Origin of the sequence: Pseudoalteromonas atlantica, from assembly GCA_007988745.1 — a bacterium.
GTDB lineage: Bacteria > Pseudomonadota > Gammaproteobacteria > Enterobacterales > Alteromonadaceae > Pseudoalteromonas > Pseudoalteromonas atlantica.
Genome location: BJUT01000001.1, coordinates 368208 through 388518, shown reverse-complemented (window position 1 = coordinate 388518; position 20311 = coordinate 368208). Strand labels below are relative to the sequence as shown.

At 39.0% G+C, this 20311-nt stretch carries 18 protein-coding genes; 8 read left to right on the top strand and 10 right to left on the bottom strand.

All coding sequences use genetic code 11. The features are described 5' to 3' along the window. The first annotated feature begins 78 nt into the window (after positions 1–78). The 5 genes from PAT01_RS01705 to PAT01_RS01685 all read left to right on the top strand — a co-directional run bounded on the left by PAT01_RS01705 (position 79) and on the right by PAT01_RS01685 (position 6364). Positions 79–366 (top strand): hypothetical protein, encoded by a 288-nt coding sequence (locus PAT01_RS01705; RefSeq protein WP_138576444.1) that lies wholly within the window; start codon positions 79–81, stop codon positions 364–366. After that, a complete protein-coding gene (locus PAT01_RS01700; RefSeq protein WP_138576442.1) occupies positions 363–800 on the top strand; it encodes a hypothetical protein in 438 nt (145 codons plus the stop codon). Before PAT01_RS01705 ends, PAT01_RS01700 begins: the two co-directional genes overlap by 4 nt. An 80-nt stretch (positions 801–880) precedes the next feature. After that, positions 881–2041 (top strand): hypothetical protein, encoded by a 1161-nt coding sequence (locus tag PAT01_RS01695; protein ID WP_138576440.1) that lies wholly within the window; start codon positions 881–883, stop codon positions 2039–2041. Positions 2042–2130: 89 nt separating this feature from the next. After that, the gene (locus PAT01_RS01690) at positions 2131–2925 is read left to right on the top strand and encodes a hypothetical protein (protein WP_096041703.1); all 795 of its coding nucleotides are present in this window, start codon (positions 2131–2133) and stop codon (positions 2923–2925) included. Positions 2926–3307: 382 nt separating this feature from the next. Continuing rightward, entirely contained in the window at positions 3308–6364 is a 3057-nt protein-coding gene (locus PAT01_RS01685; protein WP_096041705.1) for an ATP-binding protein, read from the top strand. 17 nt (positions 6365–6381) lie between these two features. On the opposite strand, the gene PAT01_RS01680 is transcribed toward PAT01_RS01685, so the two are convergent. The 6 genes from PAT01_RS01680 to PAT01_RS01655 form a co-directional block, all read right to left on the bottom strand. After that, positions 6382–7221 carry a UDP-2,3-diacylglucosamine diphosphatase gene (locus PAT01_RS01680; RefSeq protein WP_029773612.1) on the bottom strand — a complete coding sequence of 280 codons (840 nt, stop codon included), beginning with the start codon at positions 7219–7221 and terminating at the stop codon, positions 6382–6384. Between the two features lie 226 nt (positions 7222–7447). Continuing rightward, the gene (locus tag PAT01_RS01675; RefSeq protein ID WP_004586656.1) at positions 7448–9172 is read right to left on the bottom strand and encodes a proline--tRNA ligase; all 1725 of its coding nucleotides are present in this window, start codon (positions 9170–9172) and stop codon (positions 7448–7450) included. Positions 9173–9262: 90 nt separating this feature from the next. Then, a complete protein-coding gene (gene tsaA / locus PAT01_RS01670) occupies positions 9263–9967 on the bottom strand; it encodes a tRNA (N6-threonylcarbamoyladenosine(37)-N6)-methyltransferase TrmO (protein ID WP_029773613.1) in 705 nt (234 codons plus the stop codon). A 291-nt stretch (positions 9968–10258) separates the two neighbouring features. Next, on the bottom strand, positions 10259–10828 hold the full coding sequence (locus PAT01_RS01665; RefSeq protein ID WP_024033565.1) for an outer membrane beta-barrel protein: 570 nt from the start codon (positions 10826–10828) through the stop codon (positions 10259–10261). A gap of 240 nt (positions 10829–11068) precedes the next feature. Beyond that, the gene (locus PAT01_RS01660; RefSeq protein ID WP_004586653.1) at positions 11069–11533 is read right to left on the bottom strand and encodes an acyl-CoA thioesterase; all 465 of its coding nucleotides are present in this window, start codon (positions 11531–11533) and stop codon (positions 11069–11071) included. Between the two features lie 133 nt (positions 11534–11666). Continuing rightward, positions 11667–13313: an electron transfer flavoprotein-ubiquinone oxidoreductase gene (locus PAT01_RS01655; RefSeq protein WP_154944530.1), complete on the bottom strand. Its 1647-nt coding sequence runs from the start codon at positions 13311–13313 to the stop codon at positions 11667–11669. A gap of 206 nt (positions 13314–13519) precedes the next feature. Between PAT01_RS01655 and PAT01_RS01650 the strand changes: the two genes are divergently transcribed. Then, a complete protein-coding gene (locus tag PAT01_RS01650) occupies positions 13520–14269 on the top strand; it encodes an electron transfer flavoprotein subunit beta/FixA family protein (protein WP_154944528.1) in 750 nt (249 codons plus the stop codon). After that, complete coding sequence (locus tag PAT01_RS01645) at positions 14270–15196, top strand: electron transfer flavoprotein subunit alpha/FixB family protein (protein WP_121637523.1); 927 nt, start codon at positions 14270–14272, stop codon at positions 15194–15196. It abuts the gene before it with no gap. A gap of 50 nt (positions 15197–15246) precedes the next feature. Here PAT01_RS01645 and PAT01_RS01640 read toward each other — a convergent pair whose 3' ends face one another. Further along, the gene (locus tag PAT01_RS01640; RefSeq protein ID WP_154944526.1) at positions 15247–16179 is read right to left on the bottom strand and encodes a PstS family phosphate ABC transporter substrate-binding protein; all 933 of its coding nucleotides are present in this window, start codon (positions 16177–16179) and stop codon (positions 15247–15249) included. A gap of 151 nt (positions 16180–16330) precedes the next feature. Next, positions 16331–17728: an asparagine--tRNA ligase gene (gene asnS, locus PAT01_RS01635; RefSeq protein WP_024033570.1), complete on the bottom strand. Its 1398-nt coding sequence runs from the start codon at positions 17726–17728 to the stop codon at positions 16331–16333. Between the two features lie 447 nt (positions 17729–18175). On the opposite strand from asnS, the gene PAT01_RS01630 reads away from it, so the two are divergent. Then, positions 18176–18610, top strand: coding sequence for an ATP-binding protein (locus tag PAT01_RS01630; protein ID WP_004586647.1), 435 nt, complete (start codon positions 18176–18178; stop codon positions 18608–18610). A gap of 18 nt (positions 18611–18628) precedes the next feature. Here PAT01_RS01630 and PAT01_RS01625 read toward each other — a convergent pair whose 3' ends face one another. Then, positions 18629–19267 (bottom strand): Vat family streptogramin A O-acetyltransferase, encoded by a 639-nt coding sequence (locus tag PAT01_RS01625; protein ID WP_154944524.1) that lies wholly within the window; start codon positions 19265–19267, stop codon positions 18629–18631. An 18-nt stretch (positions 19268–19285) separates the two neighbouring features. Beyond that, entirely contained in the window at positions 19286–20299 is a 1014-nt protein-coding gene (locus PAT01_RS01620) for an ABC transporter ATP-binding protein (RefSeq protein ID WP_154944522.1), read from the bottom strand. Between the last annotated feature and the right edge of the window lie 12 nt (positions 20300–20311).

Sequence of the window (20311 nt, the reverse complement as noted above, 5' to 3'; positions counted from 1 at the left end):
GTAGACTCATATTCAGTTAATGATGTTATTGAAGGTTCTGTCTAACTAAAGCCCGATATTGGACTGTTGAATTATAAAGTGAGTGTTGAAGGTCTAGAGCGTGGTTGTTATATATACCTCTCTAAACCAGGTAACGACTTTTGGCATGTAGAAGATCAACAAAAAATGTTACAGGGAGTTTCTTGTTTTAATAATAAGCGAAAATTATTTGCTCAAGCACCTGACGTTAGTAGTTTTACTTGGACAGAGGCTGATGGTGGATTTAATTTTACTATGGATGCCACAGCAATCAGTGTAGATGAGGAAAAGCTTAATATTTACACAACGTCCTCCATATTTGTTCCGTTAACAAAGGATTTGAAATGAAATCACAATTAATAGCGCTTTCTAGCATCATATTTTTAAGCACAGCAGCTTTTGCTGATGAATCTAACGTAAATTTGCCAGCAAAGGATAATCAAGATCCATTATTTATAAAAAAATGCGAAGAGTTTAGAAAAGCAAAAGCTGATAAAGACATTGATACTTTGATGTCTTTTGTACCAAAGCATTTTAAAGATACTGAAGACGAAAAAAAGCGCGCTATCGCATACTTGAATAAAAAGGCAGAAAAGTTTCAAAAGTATGTAACAAGCCCTGAATTCAAGGTCTTATCTCAAAAATTATCAACTGAATCGAAATCTAATTATGCACAGGTTGACATAAGAGCCCAGTATGGTGAAAAAAAATTCGTGTCTGACGGCTGTGTATTAGAACTTACCAAAAAAGACGGTTGGATAATCATTATTGCGTCTAGCTAATTGGCTTTTCGAACATCTTAAGTATTTATATATTATGAGAGTATGTAACTAAGCATACTTTTTTATTCAAAGAGGGAATTTTGGCTAATTCAATTACATTAAAATCACTATTAGAAACGATTAAATGGCTATTCATTTGGCTAACTGTAGCAGGGCTTGTGCTAGGTGTTTTAAGCCAAGGCTTTATTTTTGATACAAGCGATGGGCTTGACGTTTTATTAATTATTGTGCTTTTGATGTTTCAACACCGATTAAAATTTGATGAACACAATAATCAAATAGATATAAAGTTGGGGGCTTATTTTTTTAAGAAAAAAATCTTCGCGTATAGTAACCACAGCATTGATACAAACAGTATAAACACAATATCGTTTAGAGCAGATAAAGCTGTAAATATCATAGATATTAATTGCACCTCAGCACAAGGCAAATTGAGCACTTATACGTTTAGGTGTTTCAAGCAAGACAAACAAGCACAGCTAGTAGTGAGTAAACTCTCAACCGTTGAGCGCGTTTATGCAGCTAAACGTGAAGAGGCCGAGGCTGAAAAAACAAACTCAGCAACACTAAACAAATTTACAAAAATATTTCCGCAACATACTATTTTGGGTAACGCGGAGGCTAAAAATAATATTCCCATACTTAGGTGCGCGCTACCGCTCCCTGATAGTAAGAAAAACTTAGTTCATTTTATCGTCGTGTGTTTTGCTTTGCTTACGCTATTTATTGCTTATTCATCACAAAATTGGAAATCATCTTTTGCATTTTTAGTAATAACTTATGTAAGTTATTACTTTGCTAGGGTTATTGTTTGTAATAAATACTATTTTATAAAAACAGCGCCTCTAAGCTCCATTATAGTAAATGATAACGAGCTTTATTTACCCGCCCTATTATTTACTGATAAAACACCACGTACACTAACTAAGCAGGATATTATTAGCATTGAGGCTAAGTGGAATTACAATTATGACTCAGTTGAAGGCTCTGCCAGGAAAACTAAAAGGTCATATTTAATTTCATTGGTATTTAATACAACAAAGGGGCAGAGCATTTCGCTGACGCACTGGAGTGTTGATAGTGAAGCACTTGTGTTTTCATTATTAAAACACAAATACCCAGTATCGTTAGACAGAACAAGTCAAATGGTTTACCCATTTGAGCTTCATGTAGGATTATTCGTTTTATTATTCATACTCATTATACTTGTTATGAACCTAGAAAAAGTTATGTATATTTAATGTAATAGATACTTTAATATAGGCGCTAATAACAGCTTAATATAGCGTGTTATATCGCTTTTTAGCTCCTAAGTTTTAAGGATGAAATTTTGAAAAATATTGTTAAGTTAATAGTTTTTATCACTGTGGTTTTTTGTGGTTATGCACATGCGCAAAATAGCCTAACACTTAATTATCAAGTCACTAAAGAGTTAAATCATTTCGCACATATTAAAATAAAGGTCACCGATAAATACCTTCGTACAGATTATATTTTGCCAAATAAAACCTTTACAGAAATGACTATTAAAGATGATGGCCAATATATTCTAGATCATCAAAAAAGCATTGCTTACAGAACTGATTACTCAGTTACGTATAAGCGCGCAGAGGATGCTTTAAAAGGAATGCTGCAATACGCTCCAGGATTTACCAAAGAGCAAATTTATGAAATGAGCTTAGATCCTAAAAATGACCCTAATAATTACATTGCTTATGAAAAGGAAGGAGATAACTTATTTGTAGGATATTTAGATGGTGATAAAGTAAAAACAGTTAAAATAAGTGCATTCCCAAATCAATTTATATCATCTACTGAATATACTTGGCTGTTAAAACGAGCAAAAGAAGATACTTATTTTGGAAAAGCGTTGGTTGGTTTTTTAGACGTGCCTTTAATAGACTTTATGCGCAAATTTAAATACGACACAGATCAATTACCGACGGAAATCACATTGCATGATGAAGGAAAAGCTGTTTTTTTAAAGACAGTTAGTAACGATGGCATAGATCAAGACGATCTTGAAATAGAGTCTAAGTTTATAATTAAAGAAATAACACATGAATCGATTCAATTTTTGAATAATTTAAAGAATATCGCTAAAGAAACAGGGGTAATAGAATGAAAAACTTCACTGTAATAATTATTTCATCTTTAATAGCTTTATTTATATTGAGCTATGGCCTTTTTTCGATGACTTTAGATACTGAATCCAGCCCAATAATCAACTATATCTGTATTGGAGGAGGGTTTACCTTTTGTGTGGTTATAGCCATATTTGTTGTAAAAGAAGGTTTGCATAACCAGAAGACTCCTAAGTAGCTCCTCGATTGAGCGCTTGTTCATCTTGGGTTAACTCTTTGAGGTGGTTATTTGTTTTGTCTAATACATTAGTACTTTAATTATTAAAAATATTAAAGTTAATAACGATAAGTAGTTAGTTTTGGGCTCCTTTTTAGCTTTTAATACTCTATACTGTAGCGAGTAAAATCTGTTGGTGAAGGTTAATGTTAGAAAGGAATGTATTTATAACAGCAGCAAAAGGTAATAAATTATTACTGGTTGCCATTATTGTTTTTTTAGTTATTGCATTGCCTTCGGTGTATGTGTTTGAAAAAAAGGTACGCGCAGAGATATATAACGATGCTCGTAGTGAACTCAATCGTGAGCTTGAAACAAAAGCCGCGTCTTTAAAAAATCATTTAAACGACAGTATTACCGCGATTCGCTTTTTAAACGCCACTCCACCTATTCAAGGTATATCTAGAGCGACCGACAACCAATTAATTGACCCTCTATTACAAACCCCAATTGCTGTATGGCAAGACCGCCTTGCTGATATTTTTAGCGGGTTTATGCAAACCGACGATTCTATTTTGCAAGCACGTTACATTATGCTTGCTGAAAATGGCCAAGAGATAGTACGTGTAGACCGCTTTTTAGGTGACATAATTAGGCTAGAGGGCGGACAACTGCAAAAAAAAGGCGGGCGAGACTACGTACTTAAAGCCAGCATGCTTGATGAAAAAAGCGTGTATATATCGCCTATTAACTACAACCGCGAAAACGGTGAAATACAAAAACCCTTTGTGAGTACATACCGCGTAGCTAAGCCTGTTTTTGATCATTTAAAGCAAGTGTTTGCAATTTTAGTGACAAACTACTCCGCAGATAAGTTATTTGAAAGTTTAACGTTTGAACTTCCACCTGGGATTAATATTTATTTGCTCAATAATGAAAGCGAATTTTTATACCACCCAAACCCAGATTTACGGTTTGGCTTTGAATTTAACCAAGCCAAAACCTGGAGCGATGAATTTAGCCCCACCCAAAACATGAACTCTCACGAAACCTTGTTAATAGGTGATGCGCCAAAACAGTACTTTTTAAATAAACGGGTAAGTTTTGAAGGCGATATTGCCATGCTGCCGTTAGAGATGGCCGTTTCTATTGATTCTGAAACCTTGTTGGAACGCGTTGCAAAAAGGCGCGAAAGTTTTATTGCCATCACCGCCACATTTTTTACCATATTTATAATTATTACGCTCTTATATCAGCGTTATATTAATCGCAAGCTGCTTATACACTCTTTAACAGAGCAAAATAATAAAGTGATTGAAAATTCACTCGACGCTATTTTTACCATAGACAGTGATGAAACCATTATTCACAGTAATCAAACGGCTAAAAAAGTTTTTGCAAGTAGGCTAGGTAATGACAACACCCGCTTTAGTAACTTATTTACCCTTGCAGATGAAGATAAAAACTGCATTAGTGAAACCATAGAGCATGGCTCTAAAATGCCATTTGAAGCAGTTTATACTGGTGATGATGGCAATAAAGAATACTATTCAATCACGCTGACCAGCGTATTTGATGTATTTAGCAACCGTTATCAGGTTGCTGCTATTTTGCGTAATATCAGCTCGTTAAAGCAAACTCAATCACAGTTACAGGGTTTAAATAGCACCTTAGAGTTAAAGGTATCTCAGCGTACTGTTGAACTTGAGCGAGCGATTGACCAAGCCCTTGCCGCAAGCCAAGCAAAAAGTGACTTTGTAGCCAATATTTCCCACGAAATACGCACACCCATGAACGGTGTTTTAGGCATGCTTGAAATGCTTAAAGAAGACAGCCTCACTGAGCAACAGCAACACTATTTAAAATTAGCTAATAGCAGTGCGCACTCGTTAATGAATTTAATTAACGATATTTTAGATTTTTCTAAAATTGAAGCGGGCAAGCTAGATATTGATAATCACTCGTTTGATGTTATCTCTGTCTGTAGCGATATGATTAATTCAATTGCGCTGCAGGGCCAACGTAAAGGGCTAGAGGTCTTTTTAAATACCCAAAACGTGGTTGATAGAATGGTTATTGGTGATAGCCATCGCCTTAAGCAAATTTTAATTAATCTAATAAATAATGCGTTTAAGTTCACGCATAAAGGCGAAGTAAGTTTAACCTTAAACTCTAAATACATTACCGACAGTAAAATTTTAATGAGCTTTATAATTAAAGACACCGGTATTGGTATTGCCCCTGAAAACATCGATAAACTGTTCGATGTGTTTACCCAAGAAGATTCAAGCACAACGCGCCATTTTGGTGGCACCGGTTTAGGGTTATCTATATGTAAAAAATTGGCGCAATTAATGGGCGGTAATATCACCGTTAGCAGTGAAAAGGGCGTAGGCAGCACCTTTATTGCCACGGTAGAGTTACATGTGGCGCAACAGCAAAAACTTAATACTGGCATTGAGCTTTCTAAAGAAGTCAGTGTAGCGGCGCTTATTGCGCGCGATAACGTATTTAAAAATGTATGCGGATTATTAACTCAAACCTGTAAAATTCAGCCAAGCCATATTACAAGGCTCGACTACTTTAGTGAACACAGCGAATTTGATGCCGATTTACTGATTATTGATGACGAACACCCGCAAGTTAATGCGCTAATAAGTTACTGCGAAAAGGCAGATAAAAAATACGTGCTTATATTGCGAGACATGGTGGTTAATAAGCAATCTAAAAAAGTGTTTCCTGAGCATAGCCACATTTTGCACAAACCACTCACGCAAGATCAATTTACCTATAAGCTAGGCAGTATTTTTGGCGCTAATAATGAGTTTGTTTTAACCGCGCCTAAACAAGCAAACGACATAGAGCCAGAGCCTGAGTTGTCTAAGTATCATGTATTATTGGTTGACGACAACATGATTAACATTGAGGTAGCGAAGGCTATTTTAAAACGCACAGGGATAAAAATTACCTGTGCAAGTGATGGTATAGAAGCACTCTCTGCCCTTAAATTTAATCAAGAGCAACCGTTTGACTTAATTTTAATGGATTGCCAAATGCCTAACCTAGATGGCTACGATACCACCAGCGAGATAAGAAATGCTAAAGCTGGGGTTGAGTATATTAGCATTCCAATTATTGCCATGACCGCAAGTGCAATGGAAGGCGATAGAGAGCGTTGCATTACCGCCGGCATGAATGATTATATTACCAAGCCAATAAAGCCTAAAACGCTTAAAAATAGGCTGCTAACCTGGTTAAACTAAATGAGCTAAGTCAGCAGTTACGCTGCTGACTTACTTGGTTTGGTATCAGTTTGAATAGGTTTAACTAAGCTGGTTACATCGGCTGTATCAAGTACTTTTTGCGTATCAGACCAATGCAACAGCTCTATTTTACCGTTTGGTTGCTCAACTAATGCGGTACAGCTTTCAATCCAATCACCATCATTACAATACACTATGCCATCTACTACTTTAATTTTAGGGTGATGGATGTGTCCACAAATAATGCCATCGACCTTTTGTTTTTTTGCCTCATGTATAGCGGCATCTTCAAAAGCGGCAATGGCTTCACGGGCTTTATGTACGCGTGCTTTTATCCATGCAGCAAGTGAATAGTAGTTACCGCCAAACACTTTACGAACTCGGTTAGTCCAACGATTTAAAAACAGCAGTAAGTCGTAACCTGCATCGCCTGCAATACTTATGAGCTTGTTGTAGCGGGTTGCCGAGTCAAAGTCATCACCGTGGATCAGTAAAAAGCGCTTATTGGCTTTAGTGGTATGAATAAACTGCTGGTGGACTTCTACACCAAATAAAGTTTGATTTATGTAGTGGCGAAAGGTCTCGTCGTGGTTACCAGGTATGTATATTACACGGGTGCCATCAAGGGCTTTTTGTTGTATACAACTAAGCACTTGGTAATGAGATGGGTGCCAATAAAAACTGCGTTTCATCGACCACAAATCAACAATATCACCCACTAAATAAAGCGTATCGCATTCAATTGAATTTAAAAAATCTAATAAATAGTCGGCTCTACAGTCTTTATACCCTAAATGCACATCCGATATCCAAACGGCTGGATAATGTTGTTTTTTACGCTGTTGATTGTTTGTCATGCCCGTCATCCATAGTGTAATAATTAAACACTGTAGATAAATCTAATGACACTTATGAGACACTTTAGCGAAGCCTCCATGACAATTTATATCAAACCAGCTAATTAAAGTTTATTGGCTGGGAAGGAGATTAGGTGAGCGGTTTTATACATTATCATTAAACGCGCATAAAAAAGGCCGCATGTTTAAATGCGGCCTTATAAGTTTGTTTTAAGCGTAGGTGTTATTAACCTTTAACAGCCGCTTTTATAGTCTCTATTGCGGTGTCTAAATCAACCATTAACTTTTCACCTGTGCGGCGATTTTTAAGCTCAACCTTATTTTCATCAAGGTTACGCTCACCAATCACTAAAGTATAAGGTACACCCATTAATTCCATGTCGTTAAACATAACGCCAGGGCGCTCTTTACGGTCATCAAATAAAACATCTAGGCCTGCATCTTTTAAACCTTGATATAGATTATTAGCAATATCAGGAATACGATGCGACTTATGCATGTTCATTGGCACAATAGCTAAATCAAATGGGGCAATAGATTGTGGCCAAATAATGCCGTAATCATCATTATTTTGCTCAATAGCCGCTGCCACAATGCGCGAAACACCGATACCGTAACAACCCATAGTCATTACTTGGTTTTTACCCGACTCGCTCAATACGCCTGCTTTCATGGCTTCTGAGTACTTAGTACCAAGTTGGAAAATATGACCAACTTCAATACCGCGTTTAATTTGTAAAGTGCCTTGTCCACACGGGCTCGGATCGCCTTCAACAATGTTACGAATATCAGCAACTTGATATTCTTTAACATCGCGATCCCAGTTAATTCCGCTAAAGTGCTCGTCATCTTTATTAGCACCGGCAACAAAATCTGCCATTACATTAGCAGTTCTGTCTACAATAATTGGCATTGATAAACCCACTGGGCCAAGTGAACCTGGCTTTGCACCAATAGCCGCAACAATGTCAGCCTCAGTGGCCATTTCAAGTGGAGAGTCTACAAGTGGGTGCTTTTCAGCTTTTAATTCGTTTAACTCGTGATCGCCACGTAGTACAAGCGCAACTAAACCACGTTGTTCGTTTTCATCTGGCGTACCGTACACAATTAATGTTTTAACACCGCGGTGTGGTTTAACGCCGTAGTGCTTTTTAAGCTCGCTAATTGTTTTAGCATCTGGTGTAGGAAACGCTTTAAGCTCTTTAGATGGCTCAGGACGACTTTGAGTTGGAGCTAACGCTTCTGCTTTTTCGATGTTAGCTGCATAATCGCTTGCATCACTAAAGGCAATCGCGTCTTCACCTGATTCAGCAAGTACATGAAACTCATGCGATAAGCTACCACCAATAGAGCCTGTATCAGCAAGCACAGGGCGGTATTCTAAGTTTAAGCGTTCAAATATATTACAGTACGCTTTGTGCATTACTTTATATGTTGCATCTAAACACGCTTCACTTAAATGAAATGAATACGCATCTTTCATCGTAAATTCACGTGCACGCATTACACCAAAGCGTGGACGTCTTTCATCGCGCACTTTAGTTTGTACTTGGTACAAAGTAACAGGCAGTTGTTTATAGCTGCTAATCTCTTTACGAACAAAATCTGTAATTACTTCTTCATGCGTAGGACCTAGCGCAAACTCACGGTTATGGCGGTCATTAAAGCGCACAAGTTCAGGACCAAATTGCTCCCAACGGCCAGACTCTTGCCATAAATCAGCAGGTTGAATAACCGGCATCAACATTTCTATTGCGCCTGCTTTATCCATTTCTTCACGAACAATATTTTCTACTTTACGAAGCACGCGTAAACCAGAGGGTAACCATGTATATAAACCCGAAGCGACGCGACGGATCATACCGGCTCTAAGCATTAATTGATGCGAAACAATTTCAGCATCTGATGGCGTTTCTTTAAGTGTTGCGAGTATATATTGACTGGTACGCATGATTTTTCCGAAATTAAGTAATATGTTCTTTTTAATAGGGCGCTAAGTTTACCAGCGCTTGCTTTTACACTAAAGCGCTAACTGCACTTTTTAGTTATTTTCTATACTTGTTACTAAGTTATGCTCGCCGTTAACCTGCCAGCGTATATTATAATTATACAGTGTCATACCATAACTTTGCTCGCCTTGTTTTTGTTTTTTATAGGCGGGGCGTGGGTCTTGTTTTAGTACATTAGCAATAAAATCTTCAAGCTCAGGGTAGTGTGTTTGCTTGGCAATAAAATCAATTGCCTCGGGTGAAAACGCGACACTCATTTGTGTTTCTGGTCGGGTATCGGCAAAACCGGCACTGGCGTCGTGCATTGCATCTGAATACGGTAAGTAAGGCTTTATATCCACAATAGGCGTGCCATCGAGTAAATCAATACCAGCAAGCAGTAAACTAAGTTGGCCGTTTTTATACTCAACACCTTCAAGTTTTACAGCGCTCATCCCAATGGCGTTGGGTCTAAATGTGGCGCGCGTTGCAAAAACACCTTTGCGCTCATTGCCGCCTAAACGTGGTGGGCGCACCATAGCTGAATAGCCTTTATCAGCGGTTTCATGAAACCTAAATAACAGCCAAATATGGCTAAATTCTTCAATGCCTCGCACAAATTCTTCACGATTAAACTCAGCAGTAAAAATAAGTTTGGCTTTAGCTTGAGGCACTAAACGTGGCTGCCTAGGTATTGCAAACTTTTGTTTATAAGGGGATTGAATGTGGCCAACAGCCGAAATGCTATAATCGCTCATAATGCTCAGTTAACTAAAAAATAGGGCGCTATTCTACCTCTATTTAGTATTTATAGCAGTACAGTTAATGCGTTATATTTTAGACTAGCTGGTTTAATTGGGTATTAGACTAAGCGGTTTAAAATATAGCGATTAGTGTTTATACCAATTTGCTTAATTAAGTTTATCTATTTTGAGGCTGGAGCGACACGTTTAGCCCCGCAAAATGATTAGCTATTATTACGGATGGGTATTATGTATAAGCAACAAAAAGGTGAGCATATAGCTCACCCTTAAGTGTTTTAATGCTAATTAAAACATGTATTGAATTGATACTGATGCAACATCCATTTCTGGGTCAATTTCATCATCTAGTTCGTAGCGTTCGTACTCTAAGCGCATTTGAACATTGCTAGAAAATGCGTATTGAATACCCGCGCCGTAAAATACATCGCCGCCGTCTTGTGATGCTGAAATGCTACCAACAGGAAGCTCTTGCTCTACATCTGCATCCCATTCAAACCAACCACCTTTAGCATATACTGAAAAGCTTTCAGAAAGCGGAGCCGCTAAAATAGCTGCTAATGACACACCATCAACTTCTGCTTTGCTGTCGATGTCGCTCACTTCATCAAAGTTTTGATAAGCTAACTCAACGCTAAAGTGTTCGTTAAATTGTGTACCAATGTAACCTTTTAGCATTTGTGCATCGTCATCAAATTCAGTGTCGTTTTCGCTGTCTTCAAATTCAAATGAGTATTGGCCATAACCAACACCTGTATAAATGCGAGGAGAATCAAAATCCGTAATGTCAGCGTGTGCTGCAGAGTTAAAACCCAGTGTTGCTAAAGCAATTGCAGAAAGAGAAAGTGTTTTAATCATTGTATAGCTCCTTTAAAAAAATAATAAATGTTTGATTTAACTTATCAAACGACAATTAGTTATTTGCAGTGAGCATGCCAACAATAGGCTGTGGTTACAAAATAGCCGTAAAAACGACTTATACGGCATTTTTACGGCTATTTTGTATTTTTTATAAGCAGGGTGAACTTTTTTAGTTTTTTGTTTTCTAAGTAAAGGTTGTACCTTTTACACGGTCTATGTGAATTTTACATTGTACTTTTATACTTTATGAAGCAAATTTTCTGTCTCAATTGCAATTTGTTTCATTTTAATAGCGTAGTTTTCCAATTTAATATCTTCTTCTGTTTGTGCTTTAAAAGCAGGAACCTCTACCGGGTAACCTGTTTCGTCCATTGCTACAAAGCTAATAACACAGTGGTTTGTTTCTACCATGTTTTGAGTTTTAGGATCGCCACACCGTACCTGAATAAATATTTGCATACTTGTTGAGCCTGTATGCGCAATTTTTGCTTCAACTTCGACAATTTGGCCAACCAAAATAGGGCGTCTAAATTTAACCCCAGCAACAGAAACAGTAACACAATAATGGCCGCTCCAACCTGCTGCGCAGGCATAACCCGCTTGGTCAATCCATTTCATGACCACACCACCATGAACCTTCCCACCAAAATTTACATCGGTAGGCTCTGCTAAAAAACGAAATACAACATTTGACGACGGCATATTAAATACTCACTTTATGAAACTTACCTATGAGCATACCGCAAAAAAGGGGCCGAAGCCCCTGCAATTTAGGATAGGTTTATAATTTATATGTAAAAGATAGGTTTTTAATGCACCTTTGTGCATAAAATAGTTACATATTAGGGTAGTTTGGCCCGCCAGCACCTTCGGGTGTTACCCAAGTAATGTTTTGGCTTGGGTCTTTTATGTCGCAAGTTTTACAATGCACACAGTTTTGAGCATTGATCACAAACTGATCTTCACCTTCAATTTGTTGCACTTCGTATACCCCTGCAGGGCAATAGCGCTGTGCGGGTTCGTCAAACTTTACTAAATTAACCGCAATAGGAGTGGCGGGATCTTTAAGCTTTAAATGGCAAGGCTGCGACTCTTCATGATTAGTATTAGATAAAAACACGCTAGAGAGTTTATCAAAGCTAAGTAGGCCATCAGGCTTAGGGTAGTCAATGTGAGGGCTGTTAGCTGCATCTTTTAGCGTGTCGTAATCGGGCGTGTTGTCTTTAAAGGTAAAAGGCAGTGCACCATTGAAGATGTTTTGATCAAGGGTATTATACGCACCCCCAGCAAACTTACCTAATGTATGCATCGCGGGGCCAAAATTACGCGATTGGTAAAGCTCTTTATAAGCCCAAGAATTTTCAAACGCGTTTTTATAATCAGCTAAATCAGTATTAGCTTGGCCATTTTGGAGTGCTTTAAAAATAACGTCTGCCGCCACCATGCCCGATTTCATTGCGGTATGGTTACCTTTAATTTTGGCAAAATTGAGCGTACCGGCATCGCAACCTATTAATAAGCCGCCAGCAAAATGCATTTTAGGCAATGAGTGAAGGCCGCCTTTTGCAATTGCACGGGCACCATAGGCAATGCGTTCACCCCCTTCAAGAGTTTGCTTAAAAACAGGGTGGTGTTTCATTCGCTGAAACTCATCAAACGGACTTAAATGCGGGTTAGAATAATTTAAATCAACAATTAACCCTACAACCACTTGATTGTTATCGCAGTGATACATAAAAGAGCCGCCATTGGTATCGCCACTTAGCGGCCAGCCCGTACCATGCACTACTTTACCTTGCTGGTGCTTACTGGCATCTATTTGCCAAATCTCTTTAAAGCCTAAGCCATAGTGCTGTGGTGACACATCTTTATCAAGCGCAAACTCGTTGATAAGCTGTTTACCTAAATGCCCGCGACACCCCTCAGCAAATACAGTGTATTTAGCGCGAAGTTCCATACCTGGCATATAACCATCTTTTTCATTGCCGTCTTTATCAACGCCCATATCGCCTGTAATAATGCCTTTAACGGTGTCTTGCTCAATAATTAAAGAGTGAGCGCTAAAGCCTGGGAATATTTCAACGCCTAAATTTTCAGCTTGCTCGGCAAGCCATCGGCACACATTGCCCATAGAAACAATGTAATTACCTTCATTATGAAATGTTTTGGGGGTCGCAAAGCGAGGGAGAGTAGTGGCTTTTTCGCTGTTATTAAACCAATAAATTTCATCCTGTGTCACTTGTGTAGTGACGGGGGCGCCAAGCTCTTGCCAGTTAGGCAAAAGCTCATCTAAGGCTTTGGTTTCAAATACCGCGCCTGAAAGAATATGCGCGCCTACCTCGGAGCCTTTTTCTACCACACAGATAGTTTGTTCTTGTTGTTTTTCTTGCGCTAGCTGTGCGAGTTTAATTGCACTGGCAAGGCCCGCTGGGCCGGCACCTACAATAACTACATCAAATTCCATGGTTTCACGTTCGACCATAATAACCTCTTAATCAATGACGGGCTTAGCTAAATTAGATAAGCAATGCAGCCTTTTTAATACTTGCACATTAAATGTTACAGGCTGTGAATACTTTAAGGTTATTTTAGGTTGACGTTTACGTCAACAGGAAGTAGTCTGAATTCATAAAATAAATAGGTTGACGTACACGTTAGCTTGTAGGTTTAAATATAGATGGAGTTCCTATGAAAGTTCTCGTTCCAATAAAAAGAGTGATCGATTACAACGTTAAAGCACGCGTAAAGGCTGATAATAGCGACGTTGACTTAGCAAATGTAAAAATGGCAATGAACCCATTTTGTGAAATTGCGATAGAAGAAGCCATTCGATTAAAAGAAGCGGGCACAGCAACAGAGGTTATAGCGGTAACAATTGGTGCAAAAGCAGCCCAAGAGCAGCTACGCACCGCACTTGCATTAGGTGCAGATAAAGCCATTCACATCGAAACCGATGAAAAACTAGAATCGCTGCACATTGCTAAATTATTAGCAAAATTAGTTGAGCAAGAAGCCCCAGAACTGGTTATTTTAGGCAAGCAATCTATTGACTCAGACAACAACCAAACAGGCCAAATGCTTGCGGCTTTAACTAAGCGCGGCCAAGGTACGTTTGCCTCTAAGGTGGATATAAACGGTAACACAGTGAATGTAACCCGTGAGGTAGATGGTGGCTTACAAACTGTTGCACTAAAACTGCCCGCTATTGTAACTACCGATTTACGCTTAAACGAGCCTCGCTATGCATCGCTGCCAAATATAATGAAAGCAAAGCGTAAACCACTTGATGTAATGGCAGCAGATTCGTTAGGTGTTGATTTAACACCCCGCGTACAGTTAATGAAAGTAGAAGAGCCGGCTAAGCGCAGTGGCGGTATTATTGTTGAAGATGTAGCCCAGCTGGTAGAGAAACTTAAAACAGAGGCAAAGGTGATTTAAATGAAAACACTTGTAATTGCAGAGCACGATAACGGTGCACTAAAACCAGAAACCTCAAAAACAATCAATGCGGCAAGTAAATTAGGCTTTGATATAGATGTACTTATTGCGGGTTTAAATGTAGGCGCAATGAGCGAACAGGTTGCCAGTATTGAAGGTGTTACAACTGTACTCACCGCCGATAATGCACTTTATCAGCATCAGTTAGCTGAAAATATGGCTGAGCTTGTTTTAACTATTGCCGATAATTATACACATATTGTTGCCAGTGCAACCACCACAGGTAAAAACTTCATGCCTCGCGTTGCAGCGCTTTTAGATGTAGCACAAGTGTCAGAAATAATCGAAGTAATAGATAGCGATACATTTAAACGCCCCATTTACGCCGGTAATGCAATTGCCACGGTTAAATCGCTTGATAGTAAAAAAGTGATCACCGTACGAGCGAGTAGTTTTGACTTACAAAGCCAACAATCACCTGCCAGCATAAATGCATTAGATACACTAAGTGATACTCAATTAAGTGACTTTGTAAGTGTTGAACAAACCGAGTCAGAGCGTCCTGAGCTAACTGCAGCTGAGGTAGTTATATCAGGTGGTCGTGGCATGCAAAATGGTGAAAACTTTGCCTTATTAAACGGTATTGCTGACAAGTTAGGCGCTGCAATTGGTGCGTCTCGTGCTGCCGTTGATGCAGGCTTTGTACCTAACGATATGCAAGTAGGGCAAACAGGTAAAATCGTAGCGCCTAATCTGTATATTGCCGTGGGCATAAGCGGTGCTATTCAACATTTAGCAGGTATGAAAGACTCAAAAGTTATTGTAGCGATTAATAAAGACCCAGACGCACCTATATTTCAGGTGGCAGATTACGGCCTGGTTGCTGATTTATTTGAGGTATTACCGCAGCTTGAAAACGCGCTATAAACATATTCTGGTTGTAAAGCCGCGGTGAACTTAGGTTCCTGCGGCTTTTTTTATTCCACCTCAAGCATAGAATAATGATGCGCTGACAAAGTATCTAAAACACGCTTATCTTTTAATAAATTGAGCAGCAGCTCTGCTTGTTCTACAGAGCGGCTCGATTGGCTATTTACCAATAAAATTAGGGGGCGGACAAACGTATACTCACCATTTTTAATAGTTTCATCTGAAACGTTAACGCCATTGATACCGAGTAAATTTATTTTATTTATTTTTTTAGAGCCAAGCAGCTGCGAGATTGCACCGTAAGAGTCAAAAGCAATGGCATTGGGCATGCGTTGTACTATGCCAAGGGCTTGGTTAAATTCGCCATACATTTGCACTTCCATTTTAGGAAATAACCCGTGGTTACCTGCCTGCTTTAGTTTAATTGTATTACCATTTGGAACCCGCATAAAAGATAGGTTTAAAAACTCCAATAAAATATCAAATGTGCCATGGTTATAGGCCTTACTAAACAGAAGAATTTTATTATCTCTTTGTGTCTCTGGTTTATAATTTGGGTTAACTTCTTGCCACGTTTTATATTTTCCCGCGTAAATGTCGCTGAGTTGCTCTACGCTTAGCGAATCAATGTTATTTTTTTTGTTAGTAAAAAATACCAGCGCATCTTGCGCAATAACAATCTGACGTACATGAGGGTATTGCTCTTGCTCTGCATTGGTTAAATAGCGTGATGCTGTACCAATATCAATAATGTTTTGTGCTATGGCTTTAATGCCTTTAGTACTGCCCATAGAGCGGACTTGCATGGCCGTATTAGTTTGCTCTTCATAGTTGGGCTTTAATAAATGCAATAGGTGCGAGACCGAAGAAGAACCGCCAATAAGTAAAGGCTTGTGATCTGGGGCAATATTAGAAACTGAAGTTGCAATGTTAGAGGATGAAAGCAGTACGGTTGCTGCCAAAATAAGGTTTTTTATCATGCTATTAGCCAAATAACGAATACGTTATAAAACTATAGTTCAAAATTTATAAATCTCTAATTTATAAACAGTATTTTACAATGCCATAATTAAAAACAACAGACATTAAAAAGCCAGCAAAAAAGCTGGCTTTTAAAATCAATTAATTTGATTAGTACGTTGCGCTGCCTTTAGTACGAGGGAAGGCAATCACATCACGTACGTTGCCCATACCTGTAACATAAGCAACTAGGCGTTCAAAACCTAAACCAAAGCCAGAGTGTGGCACGCTACCGTATTTACGTAAATCGCGGTACCAGCTGTAATCTTCTTTGTTTAAGCCCATTTCATCTAAACGCGCATCAAGCACATCAAGGCGCTCTTCACGTTGTGAACCACCAATAATTTCACCAATGCCTGGTGCTACAACGTCCATAGCGGCAACGGTTTTACCGTCTTCGTTTTGGCGCATGTAAAACGCTTTAATATCGCGTGGGTAGTTTTTAATAACAACCGGTGCTTTAAAGTGTTCTTCAGCTAAGTAGCGCTCGTGCTCAGATTGTAAATCTACACCCCATTCAACGGCGTACTCAAACTTTTTACCACATGATTTAAGTATTTCTACGGCGTCAGTGTAATCAACTTGGGCGAAGTCTTTTTCTACAAACTCTTCTAAACGGCTAATCGCTGTTTTTTCGATACGTTGTGCAAAAAATTCCATATCGTCACGGCGTTCTTCAAGTACCGCTTTAAATACGTACTTAAGCATGTTTTCAGCAAGTTTTGCAATATCTTCTAAATCAGCAAATGCTACTTCAGGTTCAACCATCCAAAACTCAGCCAAGTGACGAGATGTGTTTGAGTTTTCTGCACGGAATGTTGGGCCAAAGGTGTAAATTTTTGACATAGCCGATGCGTATGTTTCACCATTTAACTGGCCAGATACCGTTAAAAAGGCTTCTTTACCAAAAAAGTCTTCGCTGTAATCAACGTCGCCTTTATCAGTGCGTGGCAAGTTTTGCATATCAAGTGTTGATACGCGGAACATTTCACCTGCGCCTTCACAGTCACTGGCTGTGATGATTGGGGTGCTGATCCAGTAAAAGCCTTGCTCGTGGTAAAAACGGTGAATAGCTTGTGCTAAACAGTTACGCACACGTGTTACTGCACCTATCATGTTTGTACGTGGGCGAAGGTGAGCGTGCTCACGTAAATACTCAATGCTGTGGCGCTTAGCGGCCATAGGGTATGAATCTGGGTTTTCTACCCAACCTAAAACTGTGACAGAATTAGCTTGAATTTCAAATGACTGACCTTTACCTGCAGATTGCACTAACACACCAGTAACCGACACAGAACAACCGGCTGTTAAGCTAGTAACTTCATCATAATTATTTAGTGAATTAGGAACTACCGCTTGAATAGGATCAAAACACGAACCGTCATGGACGGCTAAAAATGATATTCCTGCTTTTGAATCGCGGCGTGTACGGATCCAGCCTTTTACTGTTACTTGGCTGTCTACCGCAACATTGCCTTTTAATAGCTCTGAAATCGCTAAATGGCTCATCTTCACTCCAATGATATAAGTTGCCTAACTGTATAATATTAACTACTCAACGCAGCGGTTAAATTTAGTGCGTTGAACTTGAACCGTGTATCTTACCTAGTTAAATAAAATAAAAAAACTATTGTGAGCAACTCTTTAAAAGTTTTTATGCAAGTGGGTTACTTTTAAAGCGTTTTTTGCTTTAAATTACCACTATTGTTATTTGGTGCTCTGAAATTTAGTGATTTTGTGGCATTATTACTGCGTGTTGACTCTACGGATTGAAATTAGCCAACCTTAAGGCTATTCAATCACCGAGCAAAATTTGTAAGCTAGTGGGCGCGCTAACTGCTTCAGCGTTATTCTAATGGCTTACAATGATGAAATAATAAGTAACAATTAAGCCGGTAAATCAGCACATCATAATTTTAACTATTTAATATTTACCATTACCCAAAAATGGATGCTATGAAACAAGTTTTTATTTTAAGAGGGCTACCAGGAAGTGGTAAGTCTTACTATGCACAAACCCTAGCCGATGAGCTTGGTGGAGTAGATACAAGCCAGTATTTAATATGTTCAACCGATGACTACTTTGTCAATGAACAAGGCGAGTATCACTTTGATAAATTTAAACTACCGCAATATCATAATTTAAATTTAGCGCGCTTTATAAATGCTTTAGCGCAAAATATTCCGCTTGTAATTGTTGATAACACCAATATAAAAAAGTGGGAGTTTATTGCGTACTCTCAAGCAGCACATGCACTTGGTTATCAAGTTAAAGAAGTTATTGTTGGTGAAGTAAAAGACAAGTCTATGCAGCATTTATACGCTAAGCGCAACACGCATAACGTGCCTTTAAAAACCATTAGTAAAATGGCGTACATGTTTGAGTGGTAGGTGAGTGTTACTTATGGGTTATTTAAGCTTCATTAAAGCGCTTAAATCACATTGAGTAATGGCATCTAGATGAGCAGTGATTTTTTCATTGCTCCAATCCCACCAAGCTATATCTAATAACGTACTTATTGTGTTGCTATCAAACCTGGGCTTAATTACTTTTGCCGGATTACCACCTACCACGCTATAAGGGGCTACATCGCAGGTAACCACCGATTTACTTGCAATGATAGAGCCACTGCCAATATTTACCCCTGGCATTATGGTTGCGTCATAACCAATCCATACATCGTGACCGATAACCGTATTGCCTTTAAAGGGTAACTCGCCAGCCTGCGGGGCCGATTTTTCCCAGCCGTTGCCAAATATAAAAAATGGATAGGTAGAAAACCCCGTGGTTTGATGATTAGCGCCGTTCATTATAAAGGTCACGTTTTTAGCTATAGCGCAAAACTTCCCAATAATGAGACGATCTTTAATAAAATCGAAATGGTAAAGGACATTTTTTTCGAAGTTTTCAGGGCCGTCAGGATCGTCGTAATAGGTATAATCACCCACCACTATATTAGGCGAGGTAATAAAATTTTTTAAAAAGCCAACCTGAGGAAAGCCCTCAACAGGGGCAGGGTTATTTGGATTAGGGCCCTGTTTAGGCATAGCTACCTCATAGTTTAATTATTGTTTTTTATACACAGCCAGCGGGTGAGTAGTAACAATAGATACATGAACGCTGTCGCCCGGATTAACCACAACCTCGTGGCTTACACGGCTAGTAACGAGCGTATTACAGCTTAATTTAACCGCACATAAACGGCTGCCACCTTCAAAGCGTACCCAAACAACTTCACCGTTAGGTTGATTTAAGTTTTGAATAAGTTGTACATCGTCAGGGCGAAGCAACACATCTACATCGCCACTGTCGCAATCTATACCTTGCCCTGGTGCTACGCCAATACTGGTGGTTGCTTGGCCATTTTCAAACTGCCCAGCAATAAAGCTTGCCTCACCTAAAAAGCGTGCTACAAAGCGGTTGTTTGGCATGCTAAAGCATTGTTCAGGGCTGTCGAGTTGTTGTATTTTACCGTTTTGTAATACACCTACACGGTCACCTACCGAAAGCGCTTCTTCTTGGTCGTGAGTAACCCACACGGCAGGCACTCCCGCTTCTTTTAGGGCGTTTCTTATATCCCAGCGCAGCATATCTTTTAATGCGGCATCAAGGTTAGAAAGTGGCTCATCAAGTAACACAAAATCTGGCTGGTGAGCAAGTGTACGAGCAAGTGCTACACGCTGTTTTTGACCACCAGAGAGGGTGGCTGGCTTTTTTGCTCTAAAATCATTTAGACCAAGCAGTTTAATCCAATGATCGGCAATGGCGGTGTCTTTTAATCTAAAACAAATGTTTTGCTCAACCGTTAAATGAGGAAACAATGCAAAATCTTGAAACACCATACCAACACTGCGTTTTTCAGGGGGCACATTATGTTTTGGCGTTGCGCGCCATTTGCCTACGTTTATTTCACCCTCACTAATGGGGATAAGCCCTGCAAGTGCTTGCAATATTGTACTTTTACCGCAGCCCGTAGGGCCTACTAGCATGAGAATTTCATTTTCACCTAACGATATATTTAAATCGCTTACTACACGGTTACTGCCGTAATCTATAGACAACTGGCTTACAGATAGCATTTGTTTTTAAAT

Bases quoted from the DNA above. Each gene is read 5' to 3' on its own strand.
- PAT01_RS01675 (WP_004586656.1), bottom strand. From the start codon at position 9,172: ATGCGTACCAGTCAATATATACTCGCAACACTTAAAGAAACGCCATCA.
- tsaA (WP_029773613.1), bottom strand. From the start codon at position 9,967: ATGAGCGATTATAGCATTTCGGCTGTTGGCCACATTCAATCCCCTTAT.
- PAT01_RS01655 (WP_154944530.1), bottom strand. From the start codon at position 13,313: ATGGTCGAACGTGAAACCATGGAATTTGATGTAGTTATTGTAGGTGCC.
- PAT01_RS01680 (WP_029773612.1), bottom strand. From the start codon at position 7,221: ATGACAAACAATCAACAGCGTAAAAAACAACATTATCCAGCCGTTTGG.
- PAT01_RS01625 (WP_154944524.1), bottom strand. From the start codon at position 19,267: ATGCCTAAACAGGGCCCTAATCCAAATAACCCTGCCCCTGTTGAGGGC.
- PAT01_RS01640 (WP_154944526.1), bottom strand. From the start codon at position 16,179: ATGATAAAAAACCTTATTTTGGCAGCAACCGTACTGCTTTCATCCTCT.
- PAT01_RS01630 (WP_004586647.1), top strand. From the start codon at position 18,176: ATGAAACAAGTTTTTATTTTAAGAGGGCTACCAGGAAGTGGTAAGTCT.
- PAT01_RS01645 (WP_121637523.1), top strand. From the start codon at position 14,270: ATGAAAACACTTGTAATTGCAGAGCACGATAACGGTGCACTAAAACCA.
- PAT01_RS01665 (WP_024033565.1), bottom strand. From the start codon at position 10,828: ATGATTAAAACACTTTCTCTTTCTGCAATTGCTTTAGCAACACTGGGT.
- PAT01_RS01685 (WP_096041705.1), top strand. From the start codon at position 3,308: ATGTTAGAAAGGAATGTATTTATAACAGCAGCAAAAGGTAATAAATTA.
- PAT01_RS01650 (WP_154944528.1), top strand. From the start codon at position 13,520: ATGAAAGTTCTCGTTCCAATAAAAAGAGTGATCGATTACAACGTTAAA.
- asnS (WP_024033570.1), bottom strand. From the start codon at position 17,728: ATGAGCCATTTAGCGATTTCAGAGCTATTAAAAGGCAATGTTGCGGTA.
- PAT01_RS01660 (WP_004586653.1), bottom strand. From the start codon at position 11,533: ATGCCGTCGTCAAATGTTGTATTTCGTTTTTTAGCAGAGCCTACCGAT.
- PAT01_RS01620 (WP_154944522.1), bottom strand. From the start codon at position 20,299: ATGCTATCTGTAAGCCAGTTGTCTATAGATTACGGCAGTAACCGTGTA.
- PAT01_RS01700 (WP_138576442.1), top strand. From the start codon at position 363: ATGAAATCACAATTAATAGCGCTTTCTAGCATCATATTTTTAAGCACA.